The sequence below is a fragment of the Phenylobacterium sp. genome, assembly GCF_046463815.1.
Classification (GTDB): Bacteria; Pseudomonadota; Alphaproteobacteria; order Caulobacterales; family Caulobacteraceae; genus Phenylobacterium.
The window spans coordinates 97,378-122,386 of record NZ_JBKBRO010000005.1 but is presented as its reverse complement, the minus strand read 5'-3'; the positions used below and the strand labels follow the sequence as shown (position 1 = coordinate 122,386).

At 71.0% G+C, this 25,009-nt stretch carries 24 protein-coding genes; 11 read left to right on the top strand and 13 right to left on the bottom strand.

Going from position 1 to position 25,009, the window contains the following annotated elements; genetic code table 11:
• Nucleotides 1-27 precede the first annotated feature (27 nt).
• The 5 genes from ACK4TT_RS04680 to ACK4TT_RS04660 all read left to right on the top strand — a co-directional run bounded on the left by ACK4TT_RS04680 (nucleotide 28) and on the right by ACK4TT_RS04660 (nucleotide 6,357).
• Nucleotides 28-1,362, top strand: a complete 1,335-nt coding sequence (locus tag ACK4TT_RS04680) for an O-antigen ligase family protein (protein WP_410212533.1) — start codon at nucleotides 28-30, stop codon at nucleotides 1,360-1,362.
• Nucleotides 1,359-1,937, top strand: a complete 579-nt coding sequence (locus ACK4TT_RS04675) for a hypothetical protein (protein ID WP_410212532.1) — start codon at nucleotides 1,359-1,361, stop codon at nucleotides 1,935-1,937. Before ACK4TT_RS04680 ends, ACK4TT_RS04675 begins: the two co-directional genes overlap by 4 nt.
• A gap of 141 nt (nucleotides 1,938-2,078) precedes the next feature.
• Complete coding sequence (locus ACK4TT_RS04670; RefSeq protein WP_410212531.1) at nucleotides 2,079-2,624, top strand: hypothetical protein; 546 nt, start codon at nucleotides 2,079-2,081, stop codon at nucleotides 2,622-2,624.
• 75 nt (nucleotides 2,625-2,699) lie between these two features.
• Nucleotides 2,700-3,995: an outer membrane beta-barrel protein gene (locus tag ACK4TT_RS04665; protein ID WP_409638870.1), complete on the top strand. Its 1,296-nt coding sequence runs from the start codon at nucleotides 2,700-2,702 to the stop codon at nucleotides 3,993-3,995.
• Between the two features lie 70 nt (nucleotides 3,996-4,065).
• A complete protein-coding gene (locus ACK4TT_RS04660) occupies nucleotides 4,066-6,357 on the top strand; it encodes a GumC family protein (protein WP_410212530.1) in 2,292 nt (763 codons plus the stop codon).
• On the opposite strand, the gene ACK4TT_RS04655 is transcribed toward ACK4TT_RS04660, so the two are convergent.
• Nucleotides 6,354-6,614 carry a hypothetical protein gene (locus ACK4TT_RS04655; protein WP_409638876.1) on the bottom strand — a complete coding sequence of 87 codons (261 nt, stop codon included), beginning with the start codon at nucleotides 6,612-6,614 and terminating at the stop codon, nucleotides 6,354-6,356. The two genes, ACK4TT_RS04660 and ACK4TT_RS04655, sit on opposite strands and share 4 nt — an antisense overlap.
• Nucleotides 6,615-6,812: 198 nt before the next feature.
• On the opposite strand from ACK4TT_RS04655, the gene ACK4TT_RS04650 reads away from it, so the two are divergent.
• Nucleotides 6,813-7,511, top strand: a complete 699-nt coding sequence (locus ACK4TT_RS04650) for a sugar transferase (RefSeq protein ID WP_409638879.1) — start codon at nucleotides 6,813-6,815, stop codon at nucleotides 7,509-7,511.
• Between the two features lie 18 nt (nucleotides 7,512-7,529).
• A complete protein-coding gene (locus tag ACK4TT_RS04645; RefSeq protein WP_410212529.1) occupies nucleotides 7,530-8,753 on the top strand; it encodes a glycosyltransferase in 1,224 nt (407 codons plus the stop codon).
• Here the strand turns inward: ACK4TT_RS04645 and ACK4TT_RS04640 are convergent.
• From ACK4TT_RS04640 to ACK4TT_RS04625, 4 genes are read right to left on the bottom strand one after another with little or no spacing between them, the layout of a single operon-like run.
• The gene (locus ACK4TT_RS04640; RefSeq protein ID WP_409638884.1) at nucleotides 8,651-9,793 is read right to left on the bottom strand and encodes a glycosyltransferase; all 1,143 of its coding nucleotides are present in this window, start codon (nucleotides 9,791-9,793) and stop codon (nucleotides 8,651-8,653) included. The two genes, ACK4TT_RS04645 and ACK4TT_RS04640, sit on opposite strands and share 103 nt — an antisense overlap.
• The gene (locus tag ACK4TT_RS04635) at nucleotides 9,790-10,734 is read right to left on the bottom strand and encodes a glycosyltransferase (RefSeq protein ID WP_409638887.1); all 945 of its coding nucleotides are present in this window, start codon (nucleotides 10,732-10,734) and stop codon (nucleotides 9,790-9,792) included. The genes ACK4TT_RS04640 and ACK4TT_RS04635 overlap by 4 nt, the downstream gene beginning before the upstream one ends.
• Nucleotides 10,731-11,876: a glycosyltransferase family 4 protein gene (locus tag ACK4TT_RS04630; RefSeq protein ID WP_409638891.1), complete on the bottom strand. Its 1,146-nt coding sequence runs from the start codon at nucleotides 11,874-11,876 to the stop codon at nucleotides 10,731-10,733. Before ACK4TT_RS04630 ends, ACK4TT_RS04635 begins: the two co-directional genes overlap by 4 nt.
• A 26-nt stretch (nucleotides 11,877-11,902) precedes the next feature.
• On the bottom strand, nucleotides 11,903-13,174 hold the full coding sequence (locus ACK4TT_RS04625; RefSeq protein ID WP_409638894.1) for an O-antigen ligase family protein: 1,272 nt from the start codon (nucleotides 13,172-13,174) through the stop codon (nucleotides 11,903-11,905).
• 142 nt (nucleotides 13,175-13,316) lie between these two features.
• Here ACK4TT_RS04625 and ACK4TT_RS04620 point away from each other — a divergent pair, with 142 nt between their 5' ends.
• Nucleotides 13,317-14,150: a sulfotransferase gene (locus ACK4TT_RS04620; RefSeq protein ID WP_409638897.1), complete on the top strand. Its 834-nt coding sequence runs from the start codon at nucleotides 13,317-13,319 to the stop codon at nucleotides 14,148-14,150.
• Here the strand turns inward: ACK4TT_RS04620 and ACK4TT_RS04615 are convergent.
• The 6 genes from ACK4TT_RS04615 to ACK4TT_RS04590 all read right to left on the bottom strand — a co-directional run bounded on the left by ACK4TT_RS04615 (nucleotide 14,141) and on the right by ACK4TT_RS04590 (nucleotide 19,912).
• Nucleotides 14,141-14,818, bottom strand: a complete 678-nt coding sequence (locus ACK4TT_RS04615; protein WP_410212528.1) for a class I SAM-dependent methyltransferase — start codon at nucleotides 14,816-14,818, stop codon at nucleotides 14,141-14,143. The genes ACK4TT_RS04620 and ACK4TT_RS04615 overlap by 10 nt on opposite strands.
• On the bottom strand, nucleotides 14,815-15,513 hold the full coding sequence (locus ACK4TT_RS04610) for a class I SAM-dependent methyltransferase (protein ID WP_409638903.1): 699 nt from the start codon (nucleotides 15,511-15,513) through the stop codon (nucleotides 14,815-14,817). Before ACK4TT_RS04610 ends, ACK4TT_RS04615 begins: the two co-directional genes overlap by 4 nt.
• The gene (locus ACK4TT_RS04605; RefSeq protein WP_410212527.1) at nucleotides 15,510-17,033 is read right to left on the bottom strand and encodes an oligosaccharide flippase family protein; all 1,524 of its coding nucleotides are present in this window, start codon (nucleotides 17,031-17,033) and stop codon (nucleotides 15,510-15,512) included. The genes ACK4TT_RS04610 and ACK4TT_RS04605 overlap by 4 nt, the downstream gene beginning before the upstream one ends.
• 10 nt (nucleotides 17,034-17,043) lie before the next feature.
• Nucleotides 17,044-17,718, bottom strand: a complete 675-nt coding sequence (locus ACK4TT_RS04600) for a class I SAM-dependent methyltransferase (protein WP_410212526.1) — start codon at nucleotides 17,716-17,718, stop codon at nucleotides 17,044-17,046.
• 53 nt (nucleotides 17,719-17,771) lie between these two features.
• Nucleotides 17,772-18,674: a methyltransferase domain-containing protein gene (locus ACK4TT_RS04595; RefSeq protein WP_410212525.1), complete on the bottom strand. Its 903-nt coding sequence runs from the start codon at nucleotides 18,672-18,674 to the stop codon at nucleotides 17,772-17,774.
• A 71-nt stretch (nucleotides 18,675-18,745) separates the two neighbouring features.
• Entirely contained in the window at nucleotides 18,746-19,912 is a 1,167-nt protein-coding gene (locus tag ACK4TT_RS04590) for a mechanosensitive ion channel family protein (RefSeq protein ID WP_409638915.1), read from the bottom strand.
• A 111-nt stretch (nucleotides 19,913-20,023) separates the two neighbouring features.
• Here ACK4TT_RS04590 and ACK4TT_RS04585 point away from each other — a divergent pair, with 111 nt between their 5' ends.
• Nucleotides 20,024-20,437, top strand: a complete 414-nt coding sequence (locus tag ACK4TT_RS04585; RefSeq protein WP_409638918.1) for a four-helix bundle copper-binding protein — start codon at nucleotides 20,024-20,026, stop codon at nucleotides 20,435-20,437.
• Nucleotides 20,438-20,441: 4 nt separating this feature from the next.
• On the opposite strand, the gene ACK4TT_RS04580 is transcribed toward ACK4TT_RS04585, so the two are convergent.
• Entirely contained in the window at nucleotides 20,442-20,666 is a 225-nt protein-coding gene (locus tag ACK4TT_RS04580) for an antibiotic biosynthesis monooxygenase family protein (protein WP_409638921.1), read from the bottom strand.
• 137 nt (nucleotides 20,667-20,803) lie between these two features.
• Between ACK4TT_RS04580 and ACK4TT_RS04575 the strand changes: the two genes are divergently transcribed.
• The gene (locus tag ACK4TT_RS04575) at nucleotides 20,804-21,703 is read left to right on the top strand and encodes a hypothetical protein (protein WP_410212524.1); all 900 of its coding nucleotides are present in this window, start codon (nucleotides 20,804-20,806) and stop codon (nucleotides 21,701-21,703) included.
• 92 nt (nucleotides 21,704-21,795) lie between these two features.
• Nucleotides 21,796-23,625, top strand: coding sequence for a DUF885 domain-containing protein (locus tag ACK4TT_RS04570; protein WP_410212523.1), 1,830 nt, complete (start codon nucleotides 21,796-21,798; stop codon nucleotides 23,623-23,625).
• Nucleotides 23,626-23,770: 145 nt separating this feature from the next.
• On the opposite strand, the gene ACK4TT_RS04565 is transcribed toward ACK4TT_RS04570, so the two are convergent.
• Nucleotides 23,771-24,868, bottom strand: a complete 1,098-nt coding sequence (locus ACK4TT_RS04565; protein ID WP_410212522.1) for a branched-chain amino acid aminotransferase — start codon at nucleotides 24,866-24,868, stop codon at nucleotides 23,771-23,773.
• Between the last annotated feature and the right edge of the window lie 141 nt (nucleotides 24,869-25,009).

Sequence of the window (25,009 nt, the reverse complement as noted above, 5' to 3'; positions counted from 1 at the left end):
CTCCCAGTAGAGTCTGGGGAGCAAAGGGTGTCCGGAGGGGGCGCGAGGGCGACGGAACGCGCCGGCGGCGCGGATGGCCTGTGGCCCCCGCCGCCGCGGGCCTGGGCGCCCGCGGCCGCCCTGCTGGTCATCCAGGCGGCCCACCTGGCCTACGGAGCGGTCGTCGGCGACGCCGCGCTCGCCATGGACCTGGCCGCCGCCACGATCCTCGGCGCCATCCTGCTGACCCCGGCGCTGCGGGAGGACCTCCTGCGGCTCACCGGGCTGGAGATCGCGGGCGCGCTCTTCCTGGCGGTGCTCGCGGCCGGAGCCTGGAGTCTCACGCCATGGGTCCCCGGGGGACCGCATCCGGTCTGGACCTATGTGGGCCTGAGGGGCGGGGCGACGGTAGACCGGTCGGCCACCATCGTCGAACTCGTGAAGCTGATGGGGCTCGCCTGCTTCTTCCTGATCGGCGCGGCGGCCGGGGCGCGCGACGAGCGCGCCCGGTTCGCAGTCCGGATCACCGTGCTCGCGGGCGCCCTCTTCGGCCTCTGGGCGATCTTCGCGGGGGCGAGCGGGGCCATCTACCAAACCCAGGGCCGTCGTCTCGAGGCGCTGTTCCTCAACCCGAACACCGCGGGCAACCTCTTCGCGGCGCTGTTCATCCTGGCCGTGGCCGCCTTCTGGCGGCCGGCGCGCAGGCGCGAGGCCGGCGCCTATCTCCTGGGAACGGCGGGCTTCGTCCTGGCGGTCACCGTCCTGAACACCGGCTCGCGCGGCGCGGTCCTCGCGGCCCTCGTCGGGCTCCTCACGCTCTTCGGGCTCCGGTTCGCCACCGGCGGGGTGAAGCCCGGCCGGGCCTTCGCGGCGGGACTGGCCGGCGTCGTGCTGCTCGCCGTGCTCGTGGCCCTGGCCGGCGACCGCGTGGTCGCGCGATTCTTCCGGACCGAGGTCGACTCGCCGCTGCGGTACGCCATCTGGGACATTCACTGGCGCGCGTTCCTGGAGTCGCCCTTCCTCGGTTATGGCCTCGGGGGCTTCGAGCCGGTGAACCGCAGCCTGCTTACGGGCGCCGACTTCGCGACGCTCGCCAACCTCCGGGCGCCCCTGAACCTGTACCTGCAGTGGCTGGAGGAGGGCGGACTCTTCGCCGCCGTCCCGATGTTCCTCTGCGTGGCCGCGATCATGCTGGGCGTCCTGCGCGGCCTGCTCCGCCGCAGCCGCATGACCGCCCTGCTCGCGGGCCTCCTGGCCATGGACGTGGTCTTCATCGTCCACGGACTCACGGATTCCGCCCTGCAGAGCCCGTCGATCGCCGCGTTCTGGGCCTGGACGCTCGGTCTGCAGGCGGCGCTCGCGCAGGGGAGTTCCCGACGATGAGCGCCCGGCCGTTCCGCATCGCCCTGACCGCGGCCCTGGCGGCCTCCACGGCCGTGCTGGCGATCCTCTGCCTGGTGGCGCTGAACGCCGGAGGCGAGGCGCGACTGGGCCCCGCGCCGCTGATGAAGCTGGCCGCGGGCTATGCGCGTCCGGCCGAGCAGCTCCTGGCCCCGCCCGCGCCCACCCCCGAGGCTGTCGCCGAAGCCGAGCGCCTCAGCCGACGGGCCCTGGCGCAGTTCCCGTACGACAACAGCTCATGGCTGCGGCTGGCCTACGCCGACCGTCTGCGCAACGGCCGCCTGTCGCCGCAAGGGGTCGCCCTGCTGCGCCGGTCCTACGACCTCGCGCCGATCGACATCTACGCGGGAACCTGGAGACTACGGTTCGTTCTGGAGAATTCGCAGAGCATTCCGCGGGACGTCAGAAAATCCGCGCGCCACGAATTCGAGGCCCTTTGGCGCGATTACACGTATCGCGGCGAACTGTTGCAGATGGCTGGCGACCTGCAGAACCCGGCGGGACGCCTCTCAGCCGGGCTTTGGCTTAATCGGCTGGAGAAAAGCGTCGCCAAATGAGCACACGACGCCGGAAACGCGGTCCGGCGGCTGCAACGTTACTGAATTGACGCCATAAAGGGCTTGAGCGCGCGCGCCGGTTGTGACCAATGGAACCCATTGGTGCAGGCGCTGCGGCGCCGCAGTGTCCCGGGGGGCCGCATGGGCCATAGGATTCGCCTCGTCGGAGCAGCAGCCCGCGTCCTGGCGGCGGCGGCGCTTCTGGGCGCGCCGACGATCCCGGTCTTGGCCATCGCCCAGGAACCGAGCGCCCTTCAGCAGCAGGCGGCCGAACTCGCCCAGGAGATCGAGGCCGCCGTCCAGGCGGTGGTCAACACCACCACCGATCCCGACGAACTGGAGCAGTTGATCGCCGAGGCCATCGCCAATGTGATCGACGGGGCCGACCCGGTGATCGCCCAGGCGGCCCTCACCCAGGTCCAGGCGCAGATCGCGGCGATCGTCGCCGCCTCTCCGGCGGCGGCGAACCCGCAGCTCGCCGCGCGGGTGCAGGCGGCGGTGAGCCAAGCCGTGCAGGCGGTGCAGGCGGTCGTGACGGCCGCGGTGACCAGCAACACCAGCGCGGTCACCCGCCAGCAGGTCGTTCAGCAGGTCCAGGGAACCCAGCAGGGAACAACAGGCGCCGGCCCGCCCAGCGGGGGCGGCGGCGGAGGCGGCAGTGGCGGCGGCACCCACCCGACGACCTGACCGGAACGGAGCGGCCAAGGAATCGTCCAGCGGCCGGATGCGGGGTTCCCTTCGAGCAGTGTGGCATTCGTGAGCGTGAGCAGGTCCATCCTCGTCGCCACCGCGGCGCTGATCGTCGCGCCGGGCGCGGTGCTGGCGCAGGGCGTCGGCGGCAGCCTCGCGGGCGCCGCGGACGCGCGGAGCAACTTCAGCCGCGACCGGAACGTCAGCGTACGCAGCCGGCCGCATCCCGAGTACGAGGCCATCGGCCTGCGGACCGGGGCCTTCATGGTCTTTCCGAAGCTCGGCGCCTCGGTCGAAGCCAACGACAACGTCTTCGCCACGCCCGGCGACAAGCGGGACGACGTGATCGGCCGATTCACGCCGGAGGTCTCGGTGAACTCGTTGTGGTCGCGCCATGCGCTCAGCGGCTATGCGCGGGCCGTCGTCAATCGGTACGCCGACCTCTCCACCGAGAACACCGACGACTATGCCGCGGGGCTGCAAGGCCGGCTGGACGTCCTGCGCGCCGCCCAGATCAACCTGACCGCCGACTGGTCTCGGCTCACCGAACCCCGCACGAGCGCCACCTCCGAGGGGCAGGCGCGTCCGGTGCAGTACGAAGTGACCTCGGCCAACCTGACGGCGATGCGCGAGTTCAACCGCCTGCGCCTGTCGGGCCGCCTCGAGGCGCGCAACTTCATCTACCTCGCCCGTCCCGCCAATCGGCCGCAGGACGACCGCGACCGCCTCCAGACCACCGCCACGCTGCGGGCCGACTATGCGCTCAGCCCGGACACCGCCTTCTTCGTCCAGGTGGCGGGCAACCGCCGCGCCTACCGGCTTGAGAACCCGCCGCCGGCGGCCTTCCCAGACTTCGTGGATCGGGATTCCCAGGGCGTGGAGGCGCTCGTCGGCGCGAACTTCGAGGTCTCCAACCTCGCCCGCGGCGAGATCGGTTTCGGCTATCTGAGACAGACCTTCGACCGGCCGGACTTCGCCCCCGTCAAGAGCCTGGGCGCCCGGGCCCAGGTGGAATGGTTCCCCACCCAGCTGATGACCGTCACCGTGACCGGCGCCAGGAGCGTCGAGGAGGCGGGGGTGCTGGGCGCCTCGAGCATGATCTCGTCCAACGTCGGGGCGCAGGTCGACTACGAACTGCTGCGCAACCTGATCCTCAGCGGCCAGGTCGGGTACGGCGAGGACGACTACCAAGGGGCCCCGCGCCTGGACAAGCGAACCTCGGCCGGGCTCAGCGCCACCTACCTGCTCAATCGCCACGCCGGGGTGACGGTCGCCTACAGCCGCCAGGAGCAGACATCGCACGGCGCCGCGCGGGGCGAGGACTTCAAGGTCAACAAGATCGGGGCGACCCTGACCCTCAAGTACTGAGCAACCGACGGTCGCATCCTGCGGCGGCCCGCCCGTTTTCGGCGTAGGATCGCGGCGGTTAACCCGCTTCATGTCAGACTGCGACGCGCCTGAGCAGATCAACCGGAACGCCATGAACGTCCACACCCCCTCGCCCGACCGAACGTCGCCCTCGCCGGGATCGTCCACGGGCGCCTGGACGAACGCCCTGCTCGGCGAGCTCGACCTGCGGCGCCTCTACATGGCCTTCCGGCGGCGCCTTCGGCTCGCGGCGGCGAGCGCGCTGGCGGTCTTCGTGGCCGTCGCCGTGATCAGCATGCAGGCGACGCCGAAATACACCGCCACGGCCAACGTCATGCTGGACGTGCGCCAGGAGCGGGTGACCAACGCCCAGGAGGTCCTCTCCGGCCTCCCGGCGGACTCCAGCGTCGTGGACACCGAGGTCGAGATCCTGCGCTCACGCCAGCTCGCCCAGCGGGTGGTCGAGGCGTTGAACCTCGACCGCGACCCCGAATTCAATCCCCGCCTGCGCAAGCCCACGGGCCTCGCGGCCGTGAAGGGCGCGATCCGTGGCGTCTTCGAGCGGGGCGTGCCCGCCGATGCGCGCGAGACGCCGGTCGAGCTCCAGAAGCAGCGCGACCGCGTGGTCGACGCGGTGCTGTCGCGCCTGTCCACCAGTCGGGTGGGCCTGACCTATGTCATCAACATCGGCTTCGAGTCGGAAACGCCCGCCAAGGCGGCGCAGATCGCCAACAAGTACGCCGAGCTGTACCTCCTGGAACAGATGGAGGCGAAGTTCGAGGCCACCCAGCAGGCCTCCCGCTGGCTGAACGAACGGCTGGAGAAGCTGCGGGCCCAGGTGATCGCCGACGAAGCCGCCGTGCAGCAATACCGGATCGCCAACAACCTGCTGAGCGCCTCGGGCGCCACGCTGACCGAACAGGAGATCTCGAACTACAACCAGACCCTCGCCCAGGCCCGGGCGCAGGTGGCCGAGGACGAGGCGCGGCTCGCCACCGCGCGACGCCAGCTCGCCGCCGGCTCGACCGGCGAGGACGTGGGCGAGGCGCTCACCTCCCCGGTCATCCAGGGACTGCGCGCGCAACGGGTCCAGGTTAGCGGCCGGGTGGCCGAGATGTCCGGCCGTTACGGCGAGCGCCACCCCGAGATGCTGAAGGCCCGGCGAGAGCTGCAGGACATCGACGCCCAGATCCAGCAGGAGATCGGCCGGATCATCTCGAACCTGGAAGCCAAGGTTCAGGTTTCCCGCCAGCGGCTCGCGGCGATCGCGGGCAGCCTGGGCAGCGCCCGCGGCGCGCTCGCGGCCAACAACCGCGCCACCGTGCGGCTCAACGAGCTGGAACGCACCGCCGAGGCGTCGCGGACGCTCTACGAGAGCTATCTGAACCGCTACAAGGAGACGAGCACGCAGGAGGGGATCGAGCAGTCGGACGCCCGCATCGTCTCACGCGCCAAGATCCCTACCCGGCCGAGCTCGCCGAAGATCGGGCTGAACCTCGCGATCGGGCTGCTTCTCGGCTTGGGCTCGGGACTGGGCGCCATCGTGCTGGCCGAGATGCTGGACGCGGGCCTCACCACGGCCAAGGACGTGGAGCGCCGGCTGGACGCCAACTACCTGGGCTCGATTCCGCTGCTGTCGTCGGTGGCCGAGGACTCGCGCCTGCCGCCCGTGGAGTACGTGCTGGCCAAGCCGCTCTCCAGCTTCTCGGAGGCCTTCCGCAACCTCAAGACCTCGATCCAGTATTCACGCCTGGGCGAACCCGTGCGGATCGTCGCCATCACCTCGGCCCTTCCCGGCGAAGGCAAGACGACCACGGCCATGTGCCTGGCCCGCGCCTCGGCGCTGCAGGGCGTGCGCGTTCTCGTGGTCGACTGCGACCTGCACCGGCGCTCGATGAACCGCCTGATGCGGACGGAGCCCACGCGGGGCCTGCTCGAAGTGCTGAGCGGCGCCGCCACGCTGGAGCAGGCGGTGGTGGTGGACGAGCAGAGCGGCGCCCATCTCCTGCCGCTCGCGCCCTCGGCTCTGACCCCAAGGGACGTGTTCGGGCCCCCCGCCATGGACCGGCTGCTGACCGAGTTCGCGGTCCGCTACGACTTCGTGGTGCTGGACTGCGCGCCGGTGCTGCCCGTCGCCGACGTCCGGGTGCTGGCCTCGAAGGCCGACGCGGTCGTGTTCCTGGCCAAGTGGCGCAAGACGCCCCAGCACGCCATCGAGGCCGCCTTCCGGCTGCTCGCCAAGATCGGCGCCCACATCGGCGGGGTGGCGCTCACCCAGGTCGATATGAAGGCCCAGACCAGGTACGGCTACGGCGACCCCGGCTACTATTACGCCGAGTACCGGAAGTACTACGCCGACTAGAAGAGCGCGCGCAGGCCCCAGAGCAGCGCCAGCCACAGCAGCGCGTTCGTCGCCACGATGAGGGCCAGCGACCGCCGCGCCGACCAGCGCGGCTCGGCCGGCGCGCCCACCAGGGCCCGTTCCAGTTCCTGCTGCAGGCGGCGCGCCGGGCCGTCGTCGGAAGGCCCGTGGACAGGCGCCGCGAGCGGCGCCGCGGACGGCCCGGGAATCCGCGGCTCCGCCGGCTGCCCCACGGGACGAACTAGGGGTCGAACCACGCCTGCTCCTCCTAAGCGCCCCCAAGGTACCCTGGCGCGCTTAACAAGTGGTCTCCAGGCCCCCGTCCCGCTCCCGGGAAGGGCGATTCGATATGTCTCGGGCTTGCAACCCAAAAGTTGTGGTTGGCATGGAAATAGCAGAGTAAAGGTTGCACAAGCTTCAGTTGGGGTGCGTACAAGCCGTGGTTGGGGGCGACGGTGTACCTTTCCGGGATCGATAGGCTGCGCGCCGAGGGAACCGTCTCGAAACGGTTCGCCGACGCATTCCCGAACGAAGCCGGACGCCTCCGGATCGACGTCTGCCGCGTCCTCGACGTGGTTTTCAGCCTGGGCGCGCTGATCTTCGTCCTCCCGCTCATGCTGGCGACCGCCGCCGCCATCAAGGTGCAGGACGGCGGTCCGATCCTCTTCGGCCACATGCGCATCGGTAAGGGCGGCCGCGCCTTCCGCTGCTGGAAGTTCCGCAGCATGGTGATCGACGCCGAGGTCCGCCTCGCCGCCCTGCTCGCCCGTGACCCGGGCGCGCGGGCCGAATGGGAGGCCGACCACAAGCTCCGGCGCGACCCGCGCGTCACCGCCCTCGGACGCTTCATCCGCCTGACCAGCATCGACGAGCTGCCCCAGCTCCTGAACGTCCTGCGCGGCGAGATGAGCCTCGTGGGGCCGCGACCGATCGTCCCGGACGAGGCGCGCCGCTACGGCCGCTGGTTCCGCCATTACTGCGCGGTTCGCCCCGGCATCACCGGCATCTGGCAGGTGAGCGGCCGCAACGACGTCGACTACCGCCGCCGCGTGGCCATGGACGTCCTGCTCGCCAAGACCGTCACGCCGAAGCGCTACCTCGTCATCCTCCTGGCCACGGTGCCCGCGGTCGCCCGACGGAGCGGCTCGTACTGAGCCGCGGTTGTGGCCGACATGCGGATTGTCCATGTCCTGACCCGCCTCCTCCGCGCCGGCGCCGAGGAGAACACCGCGCTGACCTGCAACGCCCAGGTGGCGGCGGGAAACGCCGTGTGGATCGTCCACGGCCGTGACCACGATCCCCGGGCCCTCGCCCTCCTCGATCCGCGGGTGCAGCGGGTCTGCGTCCCCTCGCTGGTCGCCCCGCCCCATCCGGTCAAGGATCCCGCCGCGCTGATCGCCCTGGCGGGCGTATTCCGCCGCCTGCGGCCCGACGTGGTCCACACCCACCAGAGCAAGGCTGGGGCGCTAGGTCGCCTCGCCGCGCGAATCTCGCGCGCGCCGCACATCGTGCACGGCGTCCACATCGTGCCCTTCATGGACGTGGGGCCGGCCGAGGCCGCCATCTACCGGTCGATCGAGAGGCTGGTCGGCCGCTTCACCGACGCCTTCATCCACGTGGCGCCGGCGCTGAAGGCCGCCTGCCTGGAGGCCGGCGTGGGCCGGCCGGACCGGCATTTCGTGGCGCCCAGCGGCATGGACGTGGCCGCCTTCCGGCGTGACGAACTCCCGGACGACGCGACCAGCCTGCGCGCGCCGATCCCGGGCCGGGGAGCGGCGCCGCTGCTCGTGCTGATGGTCGCCTCGCTGGAGCGGCGCAAGCGGCACGCCGAGTTCCTGGAGGCGTTCCGCCGGGTCGTCGACACGACGCCCGACGTCCGCCTGCTGCTCGCCGGGGCGGGCGAGGAGGACGCCGCCATCCGCGCCCGCGTCGCCGCCCTGGGCCTGGAAGACCATGTGCGCCTGCTGGGCCTGCGCGACGACGTGCCCCGCCTGGTCCGCCTCGCCGACGTGGGCGTCCTGGCCTCGGCGCACGAGGGCCTGCCGCGCTCGGTGATCCAGTACGTCCTGGGCGGCCTGCCGGTCGTGACCACCGAGCTGCCGGGGGTTGGCGCGGTCGTGCGCCACGGCGCGAACGGCTATCTGACCTCGGCCGAGGAGGTGGGCGAGATGGCCGAGCCGCTGATCCGGCTGCTGGAGGACGCGGCGCTGCGACGCCGGATGGCCCGGGCGTCGGCCGGGATGAACCTCGACGACTGGGCCGCCGAGCGGATGTGCGAGCGCATCGACGAGGTCTATCGCCTGATCGGCGCGGGGGGCGAGGGAAAGGCCCTGACGGCGGCGTGCAGTTCGGCGTTCACCGCCCGCAGCCGCGCCGCCACCGCAGTCTCCCCATAGGTTCCGCGCACACGCGCCCGAGCCGTCTGCGCCCGCGCCGCCGCGTGCGGATCGTCCCTCAGCGCCGCGATGGCGGCGGCCAGGGTCGTGGGCTCCGCGCCGGAGAGGATCAGGGCGGTCTCGGGCGTCGCGTAGTCGGCCACCCCGCCCACCAGCGGCGTGGCGACCGGCAGGCCGGCATGCATCGCCTCCAGCAGCGCCATGCACAACCCCTCGTGCCGGCTGGCCAGCACGAAGGCGCTGGCGGGGCGCTTCGGCCAGTCCGGGACGAAGCCCGGCAGCCGGACACGGTCGGCGACGCCCAGCGACGCCGCCAGGGCCTCGCAGGCGTCCCGCTCGGGCCCCTGGCCGTAGAGCACGAGGTCCACGTCGATCCCTCGGTCTCGCAGGATCGCCACGGCGCGGATCAGGGCGGCCTGGTTCTTGGCCGGCGTGAAACGCGCGGCGTTGACCACCGTGAAGCGATCGGGCGTGAGGGCCGCGGCGGCTTCCGTGTCGGGCAGCGACACCAGCGGAACCACGCTCGTCCGCCCAGGGGGCCGGATGTAGAACCGGCGGGCCGCCTCCCGCGCCGTCGCACCGGCGTCGGCGAACATCCAGTCCACCAGCGGCGAGGTGAGCCAGAAGAGGACCTCGTAGGTCCGCTTGGCGAGCCGCACGTTGTGCTCGAACGAGACGACCACCGGCGGGCGCCAGACAAGGCTCGTGAGCCGGCCGAGCAGGTTCGCCTGCGGCAGCGAGAGGATCACCACGTCGGGCCGCAGCCGGCGCGTCAGCCTGACGATCCCGGCGAACAGGCGCGGCAGGTCCCGCACGCGCGGCTTGTGCGCGGCGGTGAGCGTCAGCGGCTCGACGCCCGCCCGTTCCAGCGCCGCCCTCACCTCGGGCTCGCCGGCGGCCAGGCCCGCGACCGTCAGGTCGAAGCCGTCGAACAGGCCGCCTCGGACCAGGCGCACGAGCCCGGCCTCCGCGCCGCCGGCCTCGAAGGCGTTGATGAGATAGAGGACGCGGGGGCGTGCGCGCCCGTCTGCCGCGCTCATGGGGCCCCGCTCCGGCCCCAGCCGACGGCCTTCAGCACCAGCCGGCGCCACGGGCCGTCGCCCAGCCGCGCGATCAGCCAGCCGAACCGCGGGGCGGGATCCAGCGGCCGCAGGGCCGAGGCGAGGCGATAGTAGCGCCGGGCCTCCGCGAGGTCGCCGCGCCGGTACGAGACGTTCCCCAGCTTGGCGGCCCGTTCCGACAGCCGGCGGTTGATGAGGGGGGCGGCTTCCGGCCTGCGGGCGGCGAACTGGAAAGCCACGAAGGCGTGATAGGCCATCAGCTCGGCCGTGCGTCCGCCGGTGATGCTGGTCGGGCGCTCGCGCTTCATCAGCAGCGGCTGGTCCACCGCGGCGAACCCGCCCAGTTCGGCGGCCCTCAGATAGAACTCGGTGTCCTCGAACACCGCCAGGGTCTCGTCGAACCCGCCCAGGGCCTCGAAGGCGGCCCGGCGCATCACGAGCGTGGACGGCACGATCGGCGGATCATGGAGGAAGAAGGCGACGGGCAGGTTCGGCCCGTCGGGCAGCCGCCGCAGGCCGATGTCCCGCCGGGCCTGCGGCTCCCCGTCCAGAAACAGCGAGAAGCCGGCGTAGACCAGATTGACCTCGGGCCGCTCGAACAGCGGAAGCTGCCGCTCCAGCTTGTCGGCGGTCCAGTAGTCGTCCCCGTCCAGGAAGGCCACGAGATCACCCGCCGCCTGCGCCACCAGGCGGTTGCGGTTGCGCGCGATGCCGATCCGCTGGCCGCCATACACCCGGATGCGGGGGTCCCAGCCCTTCGCCTCTTCCAGCACCGCGAGCGTCTCGGGGTCGGAGCCGGCGTCACCGATCAGGATCTCGCACACCGCGTCGGCGCGGGTCTGGTCCAGCACGCTGCGCAGGGCCTCGCCGATATAGGGGCCCTCGTTGAAGCAGGTGATGATGACGCTGACGGCGGTCACGCGGCGCGCCTCTTCGCGAGCTCTTCGAAAAGCTCCAGGCACCGGGCGGCGACCGCGTCGATGCCCGCCTGGGCGCGCACCCGCTCGTGGGCCGCCCAGCCCAGGCGCTCGCGCTCGGCGGGCGCCATCCGCGCGACGGCGACCATGGCGTCCGCGAAGGCCTCGGCGTCCGGCCCGCAGACGAAGCCGTTCTCGCCTGGGACGACGAGCTCCTCGACCCCGCTCGCCTCGGCCACCACCGGGATGCAGCCGCAGGCCATCGCCTCCAGCAGGGCGTTGGACTGTCCCTCGTTGAGGGATGCGGACACGAAGGCGTCGTGGGCGAGGAGGTGGGAGTAGACCTCGTCGATGCGGCCAGTGAACGTCACTCGCCCCTCCAGCCCAAGCTCGCCGGCGAGCCCCTTGAGTTCTTCGGCCTGTGGACCGTCGCCCACGAAGGTCAGCGCCCCGTCCGCCCCCCGGTCCACCGCCCGGCTCAAGGCGTGAATCAGCACGCCTGGCCGTTTGTCCTCCACGAGGCGGCCTGTGAAGATGAAACGGGTTCCGGCGCGCGTCCGGAAGGCTCCCTCCACCTCCGGGCGGTCCGGGGTCACGACGCCGTTGGGGATTCTGGCGCAGCGCTCGGGCGGCGCACCGGCGCGGTCGAGATCCCGCTGGATCATGGCTGAGTTGACGATGAAGGCGTCCGTCCTTCGGAGCAGCCAGGCCAGGACGGCGTCCCCGTAAAGCCAGCGCTTGGCCCGCAGAGCCGCGAAGTCCGAGAACTCCCCGCCGACGCCCAGCTTGACCGCCAGCGGCTTGCCGGTCGCCGCCGCCGCCGCCAGGCCGGCCAGGGCGTGAAGCCGCCCATGGATCACATAGATCAGGTCGAACTCATCGCGCCGCGCCACGAACCATCGGACGAACGCCCTCGTCCACGCCAGGGTCGAACCGATCCGCAGGCCGCCGAAATTGGGATAGTGCCGGACGGGGAAGCGGACGATTTCGCCGAAGGCCGTCTCCTCGCGACGCGGCAGATCGCGGGAGAGAACCGGTGTCGCCAGGGTGACCCTGACACCCAGGCGTCCCAGCGCCTCGGCCACGATGAGGGCCTGCCGCTCGCCGCCGCCGAAGGCCTCGGGGAAGAAGCACGGCGTGATCATGACGACGCTCCTCACGCGGCCGGGCCTCATGCGTCCGCTCCGCGCGGACGTAGCGCCCGAGAGGCCTGGTCCAGCGCTTGCCTTTGCGACTCGGCGAACCGGGGCGCGCCAAGTCCCCACACCAGAAGGTCCGGGAGAACCGAGATGAGCAGCACCGTGATGAAGGCATGGGTGCCTGACGCCTCCAGGCTCAGGCTGAGCAGCGGCGGCGTGAGGGCGACCAGCGGCAGGAGCCTGACCTGTTCAGCCGATATGGCGCCCAGCCGGTGGAGCCAGGCCAGCGCATTAGCCAGCCGCCAGGCCGCCCCGGCGAAGATCAGGAGGTAGAGGGCCAGCCCGACCGCGCCGTTCTCGACGAGCACGCGAAGGAACTCGCTGTGGATGCCGTTCATCAGATACGTCGGCAGGCCTTCGTAGCGCTTCTGCAGCAGGGCCATGTAGCCGTTGGTGCCGACACCGACCACCGGCTGTTCCGCCAGCATCTGCCGGGCGTTGTGCAGGGCGAAGATCCGCTGGGCGTCGCTGAGCTGGCTAGGCGCCGCCCCGCGAACGACCATGTCGTAGGAGTTGCTCGCCCGGCCGGTGGGGTCCGCCAGCGAGGCGATCTGCCTGCCCGCATAGGTCCCCTCCAGCAGCGCCCCGGCCAGCACCACGCCCAGGGCGCCGGCCGCCAGTGTCGGGATGAGTAGGGTGAAGCGCCCCCTGGCCAGGATGGCCGCCGACAGGATCACGAAGGACAGCAGGGCCTTCCGTTCGCCGGAGAACAGGATGACGACGCCCAGAACGATCCAGAGGATCCTCTGCCATTCGCGCCGCTCACCCCGCTGCACCAGGATGTAGATCCCCAGGAGGCTCGGCAGGAAGGTGAAGGTCTCCTTCATGTCGGAGAGGGTCTTCCACCCGCTCGGGTGGCGGATCGCGATGTGATAGCCCGCGTTGTAGGCCGTCACCGCCAGCATGCCGACCAGCAGCAGCGCGCCCAGCCGCCGGTAGTTCAGCGTCGGCAGGAGGCAGCAGACACTGACCCCGAAGGCGGCCAGCAGCCCGACCTGCAGGGCCTCGCGCACGCCGTTGTCGGTCCCCAGCCGGAAGGCCGAGTAGGCGTGCCAGGCCAGGAAGGGCAGCATGACGAGCACGCCGGCGAGCTGGCGCGGCGTCGGCAGGGTGCGGAGCCTCGCGGCGACCAGCAGCGTCAGCACGATCGCCAGCAGGTCGAAGGGGCGAAGCTGGAGCAGCGGCAGCTTCAGCTTGAGCGGGATAAACAGCGAGAGCAGCGCGATCCCGACCAGCACTCCCACCGTATCGCCCCTCCCCGCCCGCGCGACCCGTCGGGGCCAAGTAGCACATTCTTCGGTTGCAGGCCCCCCTGCGCCTTCCGCCCCGCCCCCTCGGAACGACAACGCTTGCGGAAGGTGACGCTAAACTCCTAGTTTCAGCGAGATGCCCGGCGCCGCAGCACTTCCAGCGTCGGCCCTCACGCCCGTTGTCCTGTGCTGCTTCGGGCGGGGGGGCTCGAGCTTGGCCTGGCGCATGATCGGCTCGTCGCCCGACGTGCTGATGATGTCCGAGGAATGGCACGTGGCCATGGGGCCGAGTTTCACGCTTCCGGGCCGACTGGCCCGCCGGGCTTATTCGGCCGGCCTCGTGGCTCCGGGCGGGGCTGCGGCGCGCGTCGCCGCCGCGCTCCTGGGGCCGACGTCAGCACGGCGGTCGGTCGCGGCCGTGGTCCAAGGCGAGCGCACCGCCAAGCCTTCCGCCGATCGGCTCGCCGTCAAGCTGATGGACCACCATATCCTCCACCTGCCGATGCTCGCCGCCGGCTTCACGGCGATCCGGCCGCTCATACTTGCGCGAGACCCGCTGGCGCAGGCCGAAAGCCTGATGCGCAGCGGACTGACCGCCAAAGCCGCCGGCCGGTGGTGCGCCGACGTCCTGCGCCTCATGGATTGGGTCCGGACGCACTGGCAGGCGCCGGTCTTCCGCTTCGAGGACCTGCTGGCCGATCCGGCGGCCTTCGCCGACGACCTCTTCGCCCGGCTGGAGCTCGCGCCGCCCCGGGACGGCCGCCTCGAGGCCAAGCGCAAGGCGTTCGGCGAGGTCCGGATCAGCGACGCGCCGGCCGTAGGGCCGATCGCACGGCTCTCGCGGGACGAGCTGCGCGCCTTCGTCGACGCGGAGGTCAACACCAAGGCCATCGCCCGCCTGTCCGAGGCCGACCGCGCGGCTGTGCAGCGGATCGCGGGCCCCCACGCCGCCGCATTCGGCTATGGCTGAGGCCCTGGCTTCCGCGGGACGACGGCCGATATCAGATATGGACGGAACAACCATGCCAGCCTGTGCAGCCGCGCCCGGGTGCCCGCCGGGCCGCCCCGCAAGATGAGGCTGCGCCAGAACGTGGCGAGCACCTCCCGCAGGGCAGACCCGCGCTCGCGCAGGTCGGAGAGATGCGACCCGCTGCGGATGACCCTCGTCTCCACCAGGGCGTAATCCGGCAGAAGCGCCGCGAGCGCCTCGGGCGTTGGGCGGTAGTAGGTGTCGATCGGGTCCAGGTGGAGCGGATAGCTCCGAGGAACGGTCAGCAGCAGCACGCCGCCCGGGCTCAGCACCTCGTCGCACGTGCGAATGAACGCTTCCCGGTCCGCCAGGTGCTCCAGAATGTTGCAGCACAGGATGCTGCGGGCGCCCACGGCCTTCACCGCCTCGCGCACCGCCGGGTCGTAGATGTCGCCGCTGATGTCGATGCCCGGCCCGCCCTTCAGGTCGGCGTGGACGACCCTCACGCCGCGGTCCCGCAGCGGGCGATGGATCAGCGCTTCGATGTGGGGCTTCTCGACCGTACGGAACTCCAGGGTCGAACTTCCCAGCTCCAGCAGCGGCGAGATGCGCTCGGGGCCGAGCCGAGCCAGGACATCCCCGATCCAGGCGGCCTCCTCGGGTCTCACGAGCGGGCGCCCGTGGGGTCCACCAGGCCGACGAACTTGCGCTGGAAGCGGAACACCCGCCCCTCCATGCGGTCGCGGAAGTGCCAGTTGTCCTGGACGTCGTCCCAGACGACGACCGCGTCCGGAGCGAGGTGCGGCCGGACCTGCCGCCAGGCCCAGTCCCGGCCGGCGACGCTCTTGTCGCTGTCGTAGTGGAAGAACTCCACCGGACCGCTCTCTGAGAGGATGGCCGGCAGGTTGTCCTTGTCGCCCTGCTTGAACAGCCGCCACCGGTCCCGATGCTCAGGCGACACCAGCACGCCCGGCTCGCGGCCGCCGCGCATGTATGGCAGGTCGCTGGACCACAGCACGCCCCCGCCGTTGGCCGCCATGGCCGCGAGGATCGCCTCGGACGACCAGCCCGCCGCCACCCCGGTCTCCAGCGCGACGGCCGGCTTGCGCAGGCGCACGAGGAAGTAGAGCAGGCCGTAGGCCGCGCCGCCGCCAAAGCCTTCGATGTCGAGACTGCGGCCCCGCTCCTCAAGCTTTCGTGTGAACGCGGCCGCCTCGGCCCAGAGCGCCGGATCGAGGCTCTCGCCATAGGCGTCCAGGGGCTCCGCGCGCCCCTCGCACCAGGCCCAGATGGCCGCCAGCTCCTTGGGCGAGGGCGAGCTGAGCCGGTTGGCCACCTTGTCGAAGAGCGCACGCAGCTTCATCCATCGCTCCCCGAACGCTTCGTTTCATCCCATGGTGGCAAACGGCGCGTCAACCGCAGGACTGACACCCACCACCGGTTGAAAAGCTCCCGCAGGTGCGCGGGCGCGAACGCCTGCGGCAGGATGAGCAGGCCCAGCCCGCCGGCGAGCGCGCCGCCGACGCCGATCGCCAGGATCCTGACGATGGGCGAGGTCACGCCGTGGCGGTGCAGGAGGACGGTCGCCGCCCAGCAGCCGCCCGCCACGAGCACGCCGTCGAGAAGCGGCGGAGCCTGGGCCCTGATCATCTCCAGGGACCGCACGCCGAGCGCGCGCAGGGCCGCGCCCTGGGCCAGCACCGCGCCGCAGAGGCTGGCCAGGAAGATGGCCCAAGCCACGCCCGGCAGTCCCAGCCGGACGGCGAAGGGCAGGAGCACGAGGACCACGCCGCAGGTGGCCGCGTTGACCATGAGGTTTCGCCCCGAGCGGCCCAGACTGTTCAGGACGGTCAGGGTGATCTTCCGCATCGACTGGATCGGCAGGAGCAGGGCCAGCACCCCGAACGGGACCACCGCATGCTCCCAGCCCCGCCCGAGCAGGAGCAGCACCACCTCCTCGCGGGCCGCCGCCAGGATCACGCCCACCGGGATCATCACGGCCAGGGAGACCGGCAGGTATCGCGCGTAGAGTTCGCCCAGGACGCCTGGGCTGTCCTGGCGCAGGGCGAAGGCCGGGAAGAGGACCTTGCTCGACACCTCCTCCAGGGCGGTGTTCAGCCGGCGCGTGACGTCCCAGGCCCGGCCATAGCAGCCAAGCGCGGCTGCCCCGAGCGCATTGCCGGCGAAGACCTTGGGCAGGCCCTCGGCCAGGGAATCGGCCGCGTTCGCCGCCGTCAGCCCCAGCCCGTAGCTCAGCATGGGCCGCAGGCCGCGCAGGTCCGAGGTCAACCCCAGCGGCGCGCGCGAGACCGCCAGCATCAGGATGGCCGACGCCAGTTCGCTGACGGTCTGGGCGATCACCAGCCCGCGGAAGCCCCAGCCGCCCAGCGCGAGCACGACCGACAGGCCGCCGTAGAGGACGAGGTACAGAAAGGCGTCCGCCACCGCGACCGCACGATAGGCCATCCGCTTGTGGAGGGTCCGCAGGCTGATCTGCTTGATCGGGGCGATGAGCACGACGGGCAGCAGCAGGAACATCGCCGTGGCGACGCCCGGCATCCCCATCTGGCGCTCGACGATGGGCGCGGCGGCCCCGATGCCGAGGCTCAGCAGGGCGGCGAACCCCAGGCTGACGGTGGTCACCGCACGGACCGTCTGGTCGTCGGCGCCGGGCACCGCCACCAGCGCCGCCGCCAGGCCCAGGGGGGCGATGGCCTGGGCGACCAGGATCACCACGCCGGCCGCGGCCACCACGCCGAACGGCTCGGGCCCCAGAAGGCGCGACAGGACCAGGATCACCCCGATCTGGAAGACCACGCGCAACCCGTGGGAGACCGACAGCCAGGCCAGCGCGGAGACGGTCTTGCGGGTGAGGTCCTTCACCGGCCCGCGCTCACGCGGCTGGCCGCCGGCCCGTGGCGACGACCTGCAGATGGCCCAGGCCGATCGCCTTCAGCCATTGGACGGCTCCGCCCAGGCCGACGGGCGCCAGCAGGCGCGACAGGCGCCCAACATTGGCCCAATGGGTCACGCGGACCTCCTCCACCTCGAAGCCCGCGACGGTCAGGAGGTTGCCGAAGGCGAGCGGCGTCCAGCCGAACAGGTGCAGGTCGGGATCGCCCGGCCGCCAGGCGCGGTGGCTCGGGTTCAGCAGGATGTTGTCGTAGGGCACGATCAGGCGGAAGCGGCCGCCGGGCTTCAGCACCCGAAGGAACCCGCCGAGGATGCGGGACGGCTCGGGCACGTGTTCCAGGGCATGGAAGCTGATCACCGCGTCCACGCTGGCGTCCGCGATGTCATCCAGGGAGGCGACGACCCGGTCCAGAACGCCGCGCGCCTCGGCGGCCGCGACGGGGTTCACCTCGACGCCGATGCGCGTGGCGCCCGGCAGGCGCGACAGCACCCCGCCGGTGGCGCAGCCGAAGTCCAGCACGACGTCGGTCGGCATGGTCAGCCCCTGGAAGTAGGCCGCTCGCCCCTGCTGGGCGATGTCGCTGCGCCCGACCTCGCGACGGGCGTGATACGCCGCGCCGCCCTCGCCAGTGTAGTGGGGAAGCGCGCCTGACATCGCTTCGCGTCCTTCCTCACGGCCCGCCCCCCGGCGGTGGGAACCCGACTCGTTCATCGATCCGATCGCGACCCGTGGTAGAATTGCAGGATGTCGGCCGGCGCCAGCGACTCCGCCGACTTGCGCCCGAAGAAGAACACGCCGGACGCCGCGTCGGCATGGGCGCGGGACCGGCCGTCGAAGAACCGCAGCCAGAACAGCGGGACCACGGCCACGGCGCCCAGGCGCGGGCTGCCGGTCACGGCGCGGATGAAGTAGCGGATCGACCACAGGAGCGCCGAGCCCGCACCGCCGCTCACGCCGCTCTCGATCTCCTCGAACCGGCGGAAGAGCCAGCGGTGGCCGCTGTTCGTGAAGCGGGTGAAGTCGTAGCCGCCCTCGTGCACCTGCTGCATGAACGGCGTGTCGGCGAAGACCAGGCCGCCCGGCTTCAGCACCCGCCAGATCTCGGAAACCACCCGCGCCGGATCCAGCACGTGTTCCAGCACCGCCTGGACCCACACCGCGTCGAAGCTCTCGTCGGCGAACGGCAGGTCGTGGGCGTCGGCCACCAGCCGGGTGTTGGGCGTGGCGTAGATGTCGAGGCCGACCAGCTCGAGATGACCGCCGTAGAGCTCCTCGGCGCCCGAACCCACAGCGCCGCCGCCGACCACGAGCACCAGGGCATCCTTGGGCAGGCGCGCGTTCATGGCCCCCGCCGTCCGCTCGGCCGCGGCGTTGCGGCCCTTGAAGATGCGCTTCAACGCCGCCGGGACGCCTCGGCGTGGGATGGGCGAGGCGCCCGCCCGGGCGACGAAGCCCTCGCGCTCCAGGATGCTGCGTTCGAAGTCCACCAGCACCGGCTGGCCGCCAGTGGTCAGGAACGGACCGCAGGCCGCGCAGGCATAGGTTTCGGACTCGCGCCCCAGCGCGCCGCCGCAGGTCGGGCATCGGAGGATCGGAAGGAGGTCCCGCACGCCCAAGCTGTAGCAGTCAAAGGGGGGACGCGTCAGCCTATTGCAACCGCACGGCGAGCCACGGGACCGTCCTATCGCGGCGCGGCCGGGGGAAACCCACCTTCGGGATAGGGCAGAACCATCCGTCCGTCCGGCGCGGCGGTGAAGGTGGTCTGGGTCGGATAGGCGAACTCCAGCCCCTCGGCGTTGAACCGGCTCAGGATGGAAAGTCCGATGCGGTGACGGATGGCGTAGATCTCGTCCCAGTCGGGCCGGAACACGTCGTATTCCACCTCGAAGTCCAGAGAGCTCTGACCGAAGGCCACGAAGCCGGAGCGCACGAACGTCGCCCCCTCGGCCTCGACGATCTCGCGCAGGATAGTGGGGATGCGCGCCGCCAGGTCCGGCGGCGTCTGGTAGATCACCCCGATCGCGAACTTCAACCGCCGGTGGTCCAGCGTCTGATAGCTGGTGATCTCCTTCTGGAGCAGGTTGGCGTTGGAGATGATCTTGCGCTCGCCGCCGATGGCCCTGAGGCGCGTGCTCTTCAGGCCGATCTTCTCCACCGTGGCGGTGGTGGCGTCGTAGTGGATGGTCTCGCCCATCCGGAACGGCTTGTCGAAGATGATCGAGAGGGCGGCGAACAGATCCGAGAAGATGCCCTGGGCCGCGAGGCCGATGGCGATGCCGCCGATGCCGAGGCCGGCCACCAGGCCCGCGACGTTCACCCCCACGTTGTCGAGCACGACGATGGTCGCCACGGCGAACAGGGCGACGGTCACCAGCAGGCGGATGATGCTCATGGCGTTGGCAAGGGTCTCGCCCTGCCCGTCCTCGGATGTGCGCCGCTCGATCAGGCCCAGCACGATCTCGCGCACCCAGATCGCCGCCTGGAAGACAGCCACCACGGTGAACAGGAAGTCGACGGTGTGGGCCACCGGCGTCGGCGGATTGGCGTAGCCCCCGACCAGCTTGGCCGAGGTCATCACGAGGAAGGCCTGGTTCGTCCGGCTCGCGGCCCGCCCGAGCAGCGCGCGGAAGCCGAGATAGTCCCCCGGCCGGTCCTTCAGGCGCGCGGCGAGGCTCCGGATCAGACTCAGGAGCAGGTAGATGGCCAGCCCGGCGACAAGCGCCAGGATGATCTGGGTCCCGTGAGCGTCCACCCACGCCTGGAGGTCCCGCCAGACCTGCGTGGGAGAGAACTCCATCCCGGGGAGGGTGACGACGGCCTTGGCGGTCTTCTCGGCGGCGGCGGGCATGCCCTGTCCTTAGAGCGCGAACCCGATCCGGAAAACCCTCAAGCGACCCTGGAACTCCGGCGGCTTCCTGGGGTTGGGACGGCGTCCCCCAACCCCGAAAGGAGTCCTGCCATGCCTGCGCAGCAGATGATTTCCGCGCACCCGCACGTCCGCGGCGGCGCGAACGACGCGCTGATCCGCTGCATAGAGCTCTGCTACGACTGCGCCCAGGCCTGCTCGTCCTGCGCCGACGCCTGTCTGGGCGAGGCCATGGTCAAGGACCTGACGCGGTGCGTGCGCACCTGCCTCGACTGCGCCGACGTCTGCTACACGACCGGCGTCATCGCCACCCGCCGCACGGGTTCAAACGAACAGCTCATCGCCACGATGCTGGAGTCCTGCGAGGAGGCCTGCCGGATCTGCGCGCAGGAGTGCGAACGGCACGCCGGCATGCACGAGCACTGCCGCATCTGCGCCGAGACCTGCCGTCGCTGCGAGCGCGCCTGCCAGGACGCTCGGGCCACCTTCAACGCGACGATCCAGTAGGCGCCTAGACCGCCTGGGCGTGGATCACCTCGGGCGGCCGGGCGAAGTGCGGGCCGGCCAGCTCGCGCCAGCGGGCGAAGGCCGGCGAGCCGTGGAAGCCGACGGTGTGATCCTCCACCGTCCCCCAGCGGACCAGCAGGACATATTCGCCCGGCGTCTCGATCACCCGGTGCAACTCCATCCCGTGGCAACCGGGGGCGGCGAGGAACAGGGGCCTCGCCTCGGCCACAGCCCGTCCAGCTCCGCCGGCGCCGGCTTCTCCCCCTGTGCGGAGCGCTCCGACGGCGGCGGTTCGCCGCACTGGTCGTCGCGGCCCGGTTGAGGTCTACCTTGCGGCGCGAGAGGAGGAGGAGGAGCGTTTCGGGAATGGCCCACGCCCAGGACGTCATGCAGGTCACCGCCGGGTTCCTGCTCGACCAGGTGCGTGACGCGCGCCAGCCCCTCGACCTGTTGGACGCGCTGATCTCGGTCACGGTCACCCAGGCGAACGTCGAGATGCTCATGCGCGACCTCGACCTGCAGCGGACCTACGCCACCTACAACGCGCCGCCGCCCGACGAACTGCGCCGCCCGATCAGCATCAACGCCGTCGCCCAATCCCTGCAGTTGCCTTTCGAGACGGTTCGCCGCCGGATCGCGCGGCTGTCGCTGTTCGGCGCCTACCGGAGCACGCGCGAGGGCGTCTATGTGCCCGAGCTTCTCCTGAAGGCCCCGGGGCATCGCAAGGCGCTGCGCTCCGCCTACGACCGCCTCAGCGCGCTCTACGGCCGCCTGCTCGCCATGGGAGAACTGACGGAGATCGACGATTTCGGACCCCGCTGGGAAGGCGATCCGCCGTTGCGCGCCGTCGGCCGCATATCGTCGGAATACCTGCTCCGCTTCGTGGAGCCGATTATCGGCGAGCTGGGCGATGCGGTGAACGCCACCGTCTGGCTGGAGATCCTGCGGTCGAACACCGAGGCCGGGAACGGCGTGGGCTGGGAGGAGGTCGAACGTCGGCCGGTCGGCATCTCGCAGGTCGCGCGCCGCGTGGGCGTGCCGGTCCAGACCGTGCGGCGACGCGTCGAGGCGCTGGTCGCGGCGGGCGCGTGCGCGCGCGCCGGCCGCGGCGTGTTCGCGCCCGCCGAGACGTTGCGCCGCCCCGAGTTCATGGCCATCGCCGAGAAGAACCGGTCGAACCTGGAGCGGATGTTCGCCAACCTGGGTCGGCTGGGGGTGCTGGCCGCCTGGCGCGAGGCGATCGAGGCGAAGGTCCGCGCGGCCTAGGCGTGCGAGGCGCCTTTCCGCGAATTCACTTTCGGGCTCCGGACGGCGCGCCTTAAGTCGGCGCCACGACTCGTTTCCCCGGGGGTTTCCTGATGTTCCGCACCGCCTGTTCCGCCCTGGCGCTCGGCGCCGCCCTGATCGCCGCGCCGGCCTTCGCCCAAGCGCCCGCCCCAACACCTCCCGCCGCGACCCAGACCGAGGACGCGCGCCTCGCCGCGTTCTTCCAGGACGCCTTCCTGGAGATCGCCCGCCTCAGCCCCGAGACGCTGAGCCAGCTCGGCATGAAGGAGCGCTACGGCGAACTCGGCGACTACACCAAGGCCGGCCAGGACAAGACCCTCGCCGTGGCCGAGGCTCAGCTTTCGCGCATGAAGCGCGATTTCGACCCCGCCAAGCTCAGCGACAGCTCGAAGCTGTCCTACGACCTGTTCGAACGGGCCGTCGCCACCCAGCGGGTCTTCGACAAGTGGTACTGGCAGAGCTACGCCGTCACCTCGACGGGCAGCGCCCTCGATCAGATTCCGGTGATGCTGATCAACGTCCACCGGGTCGACGACGTGGCCGACGCCGAGGCCTACGTCTCGCGCCTGCGGGCCGTGGAGCGCGTGGGCGGCGAGGTCGCCGCCGACATCGACGAGCGCACGGCCAAGGGCTTCCTGCCGCCCGCCTTCGTCTTCGGCCGGGTGATCCCGGACGCCCAGAACCAGCTCAAGGGCGCGCCGTTCGACGGCGGCGCCGACCACGCCGTCTGGGCCGACTTCAAGAAGAAGGTCGCCGCGCTGAAGACCGACGAGGCGACCAAGACCCGCCTGCTGACGGACGGCGAGGCGGCGCTGAAGACCGGTTGGGCCAACGGCTACAAGGCCTACATCGCCTCGCTCCAGCGCATGCAGGCCAAGGCCACCGCGGTGAACGGCGTCTGGGCCCTGCCCGACGGCGACGCCTTCTACGCCGACATGGTCCGCTACTACACCACCACGCCGCTTACCCCGGACCAGATCCACCAGACCGGCCTCTCGGAAGTCGCCCGCATCCGCGGCGAGATGGAGCAGATCAAGCAGAAGGTCGGCTTCAAGGGCTCGCTCGCCGAGTTCTTCGCCTACCTGAAGACCGACGCGAAGTTCCGCTATCCGAACACCGACGCCGGCAAGCAGCAGTACCTGGCCGACGCTAAGGCGATCATCGGGACCTACATGGCGACCGCCGCGAACCGGCAGTTCTCGGTCCTGCCGAAGGGGGCGATCGAGGTCCGCGCGGTGGAGCCCTTCCGCGAGAAGACGGCCTCGGTGGCGTTCTACAACGTGGGCACGCCGGACGGCTCTCGGCCGGGCATCTTCTACGTGAACCTGTCCGACATGACCCAGGTGTTCAAGCCGCAGCTCGAGGCCATCGCCTACCACGAGGGCACGCCCGGCCATCACTTCCAGATCGCCCGCGCGCTCGAACAGGCCGACCTGCCGATGTTCCGCCGCTACGCCTACCAGGGCGCCTACCAGGAGGGCTGGGGTCTCTACGCCGAGAAGCTCGGCAAGGAAGCGGGCTTCTACCAGGACCCCTACGCCGACTTCGGCCGGCTCTCGCTTGAGATCTGGCGCGCGGCGCGCCTGGTGCTCGACACCGGCATCCACGCCAAGCACTGGTCGCGGGACCAGGCGGTCCAGTACATGCGGGACAACACGCTCAACTCCGAGCGCGACATCCAGAGCGAGATCGACCGCTACTTCACGACGCCGGGCCAGGCGACGAGCTACAAGGTCGGCCAACTGAAGATCTCGGAGCTACGCCGCAAGGCCGAGACGGCGCTGGGGCCGAAGTTCGACATCCGCGCCTTCCACGAGGCCGTGCTGGCGGCGGGCGCCATCCCGCTGGACGTGCTCGAAACCCGGGTGGACGCCTACATCGCACAGGCGAAGGCGGGCTAGAGCGCGTTAGGCGAAAGTGTGAGCGGTTTCGCCGCCAGAACGCGCCCTACACTTTTGAATCTAGAGCACGATTCAGCGGTCAGATGATTCCATCTGACCCCATCGTGCTCTAGGCCAGCCGCACTTTTCCGGCATGGAGGGCCGCTCAGCCCTCCATGTCGATCCTGTGGACCCAGCCGTGGGTGTCGGGGCCCGTGCAACGCTGGATGCCCGTGAGCTGGTCGCGCAGCTTGGTGGTCATCGGCCCCTCGTGGCCGCCCCCGATCTTGAAGGCGCCCCCGTTGTGGCGGATCTCCCCGATGGCGGCCAGCACCGCGGCGGTGCCGCAGGCGAAGGCCTCGCGCATGCGGCCGCTCCTGGCGTCCGCCTGCCACTCCTCGAAGGAGTAGCGCCGCTCCTCCACCGTCAGCCCGGCCTCCTGGGCCAGCGTCAGGATGGAGTCCCGCGTGATGCCCGGCAGGATGGTGCCCCCCAGCGGCGGGGTCACGAGGGTCCCGTCCTCGAAGACGAAGAACACGTTCATCCCGCCGAGTTCCTCGACGTAGCGATGCTCGGCGGCGTCCAGGAAGACCACCTGGTCGCAGCCGTTCTGGATCGCCTCGGCCTGGGCCACCAGGCTGGCGGCGTAGTTGCCGCCGCACTTGGCCGCGCCCGTGCCGCCGGGCGCGGCGCGGGTGTAGTCGGCCGACACCCACACCGTCACGGGCTTCGCCCCGCCCTTGAAGTAGGTCCCCACCGGGCAGGCGATGACGCAGAAGACGTACTCCTGCGCCGGCCGCACGCCCAGAAAGGCCTCGGTGGCGATCATGAAGGGCCGCAGGTAGAGGCTGCCGTCGCCCGTGGGAATCCAGTCGGCGTCCACGCGGACCAGGGCCTCGATGGCGCCCAGGAACACCTCCTCCGGCAGCTCGGGCATGGCCATGCGGCGGGCGGAATCGATGAACCGGCGCGCGTTCTCCAGCGGCCGGAACAGCACCACGTCGTTGCCGCGGGTGCGGTAGGCCTTGAGACCCTCGAAGATTTCCTGGGCGTAGTGCAGCACCGCCGCGGCCGGATCGAGCTGGAACGGCTCGCGGGCGCGCACCTGCGCCTCGTGCCAGCCTTTGTCGGCCGTCCAGCGCACCGTCACCATGTGGTCGGTGAATACCTTCCCGAAACCCGGATCCTCGAGCAGCGCCGCGCGCGCGTGCGGCGGCGTGGGTGACGCGTGAGGCTGGCGGGTGATGAGAAGGGTGTCTGCCATGGTCTCCGTCTCTCTGAGAGGAACATAGGCGGAAAGCACACCCGCTGCGCCGGGACAAGGACCGGTCGCCGAAAAGCGGCCCTTTATCCGTGGCCCGGCGCCGGATCGACGGGCCGGGCCGACCCCGATCATCCGGTCCGA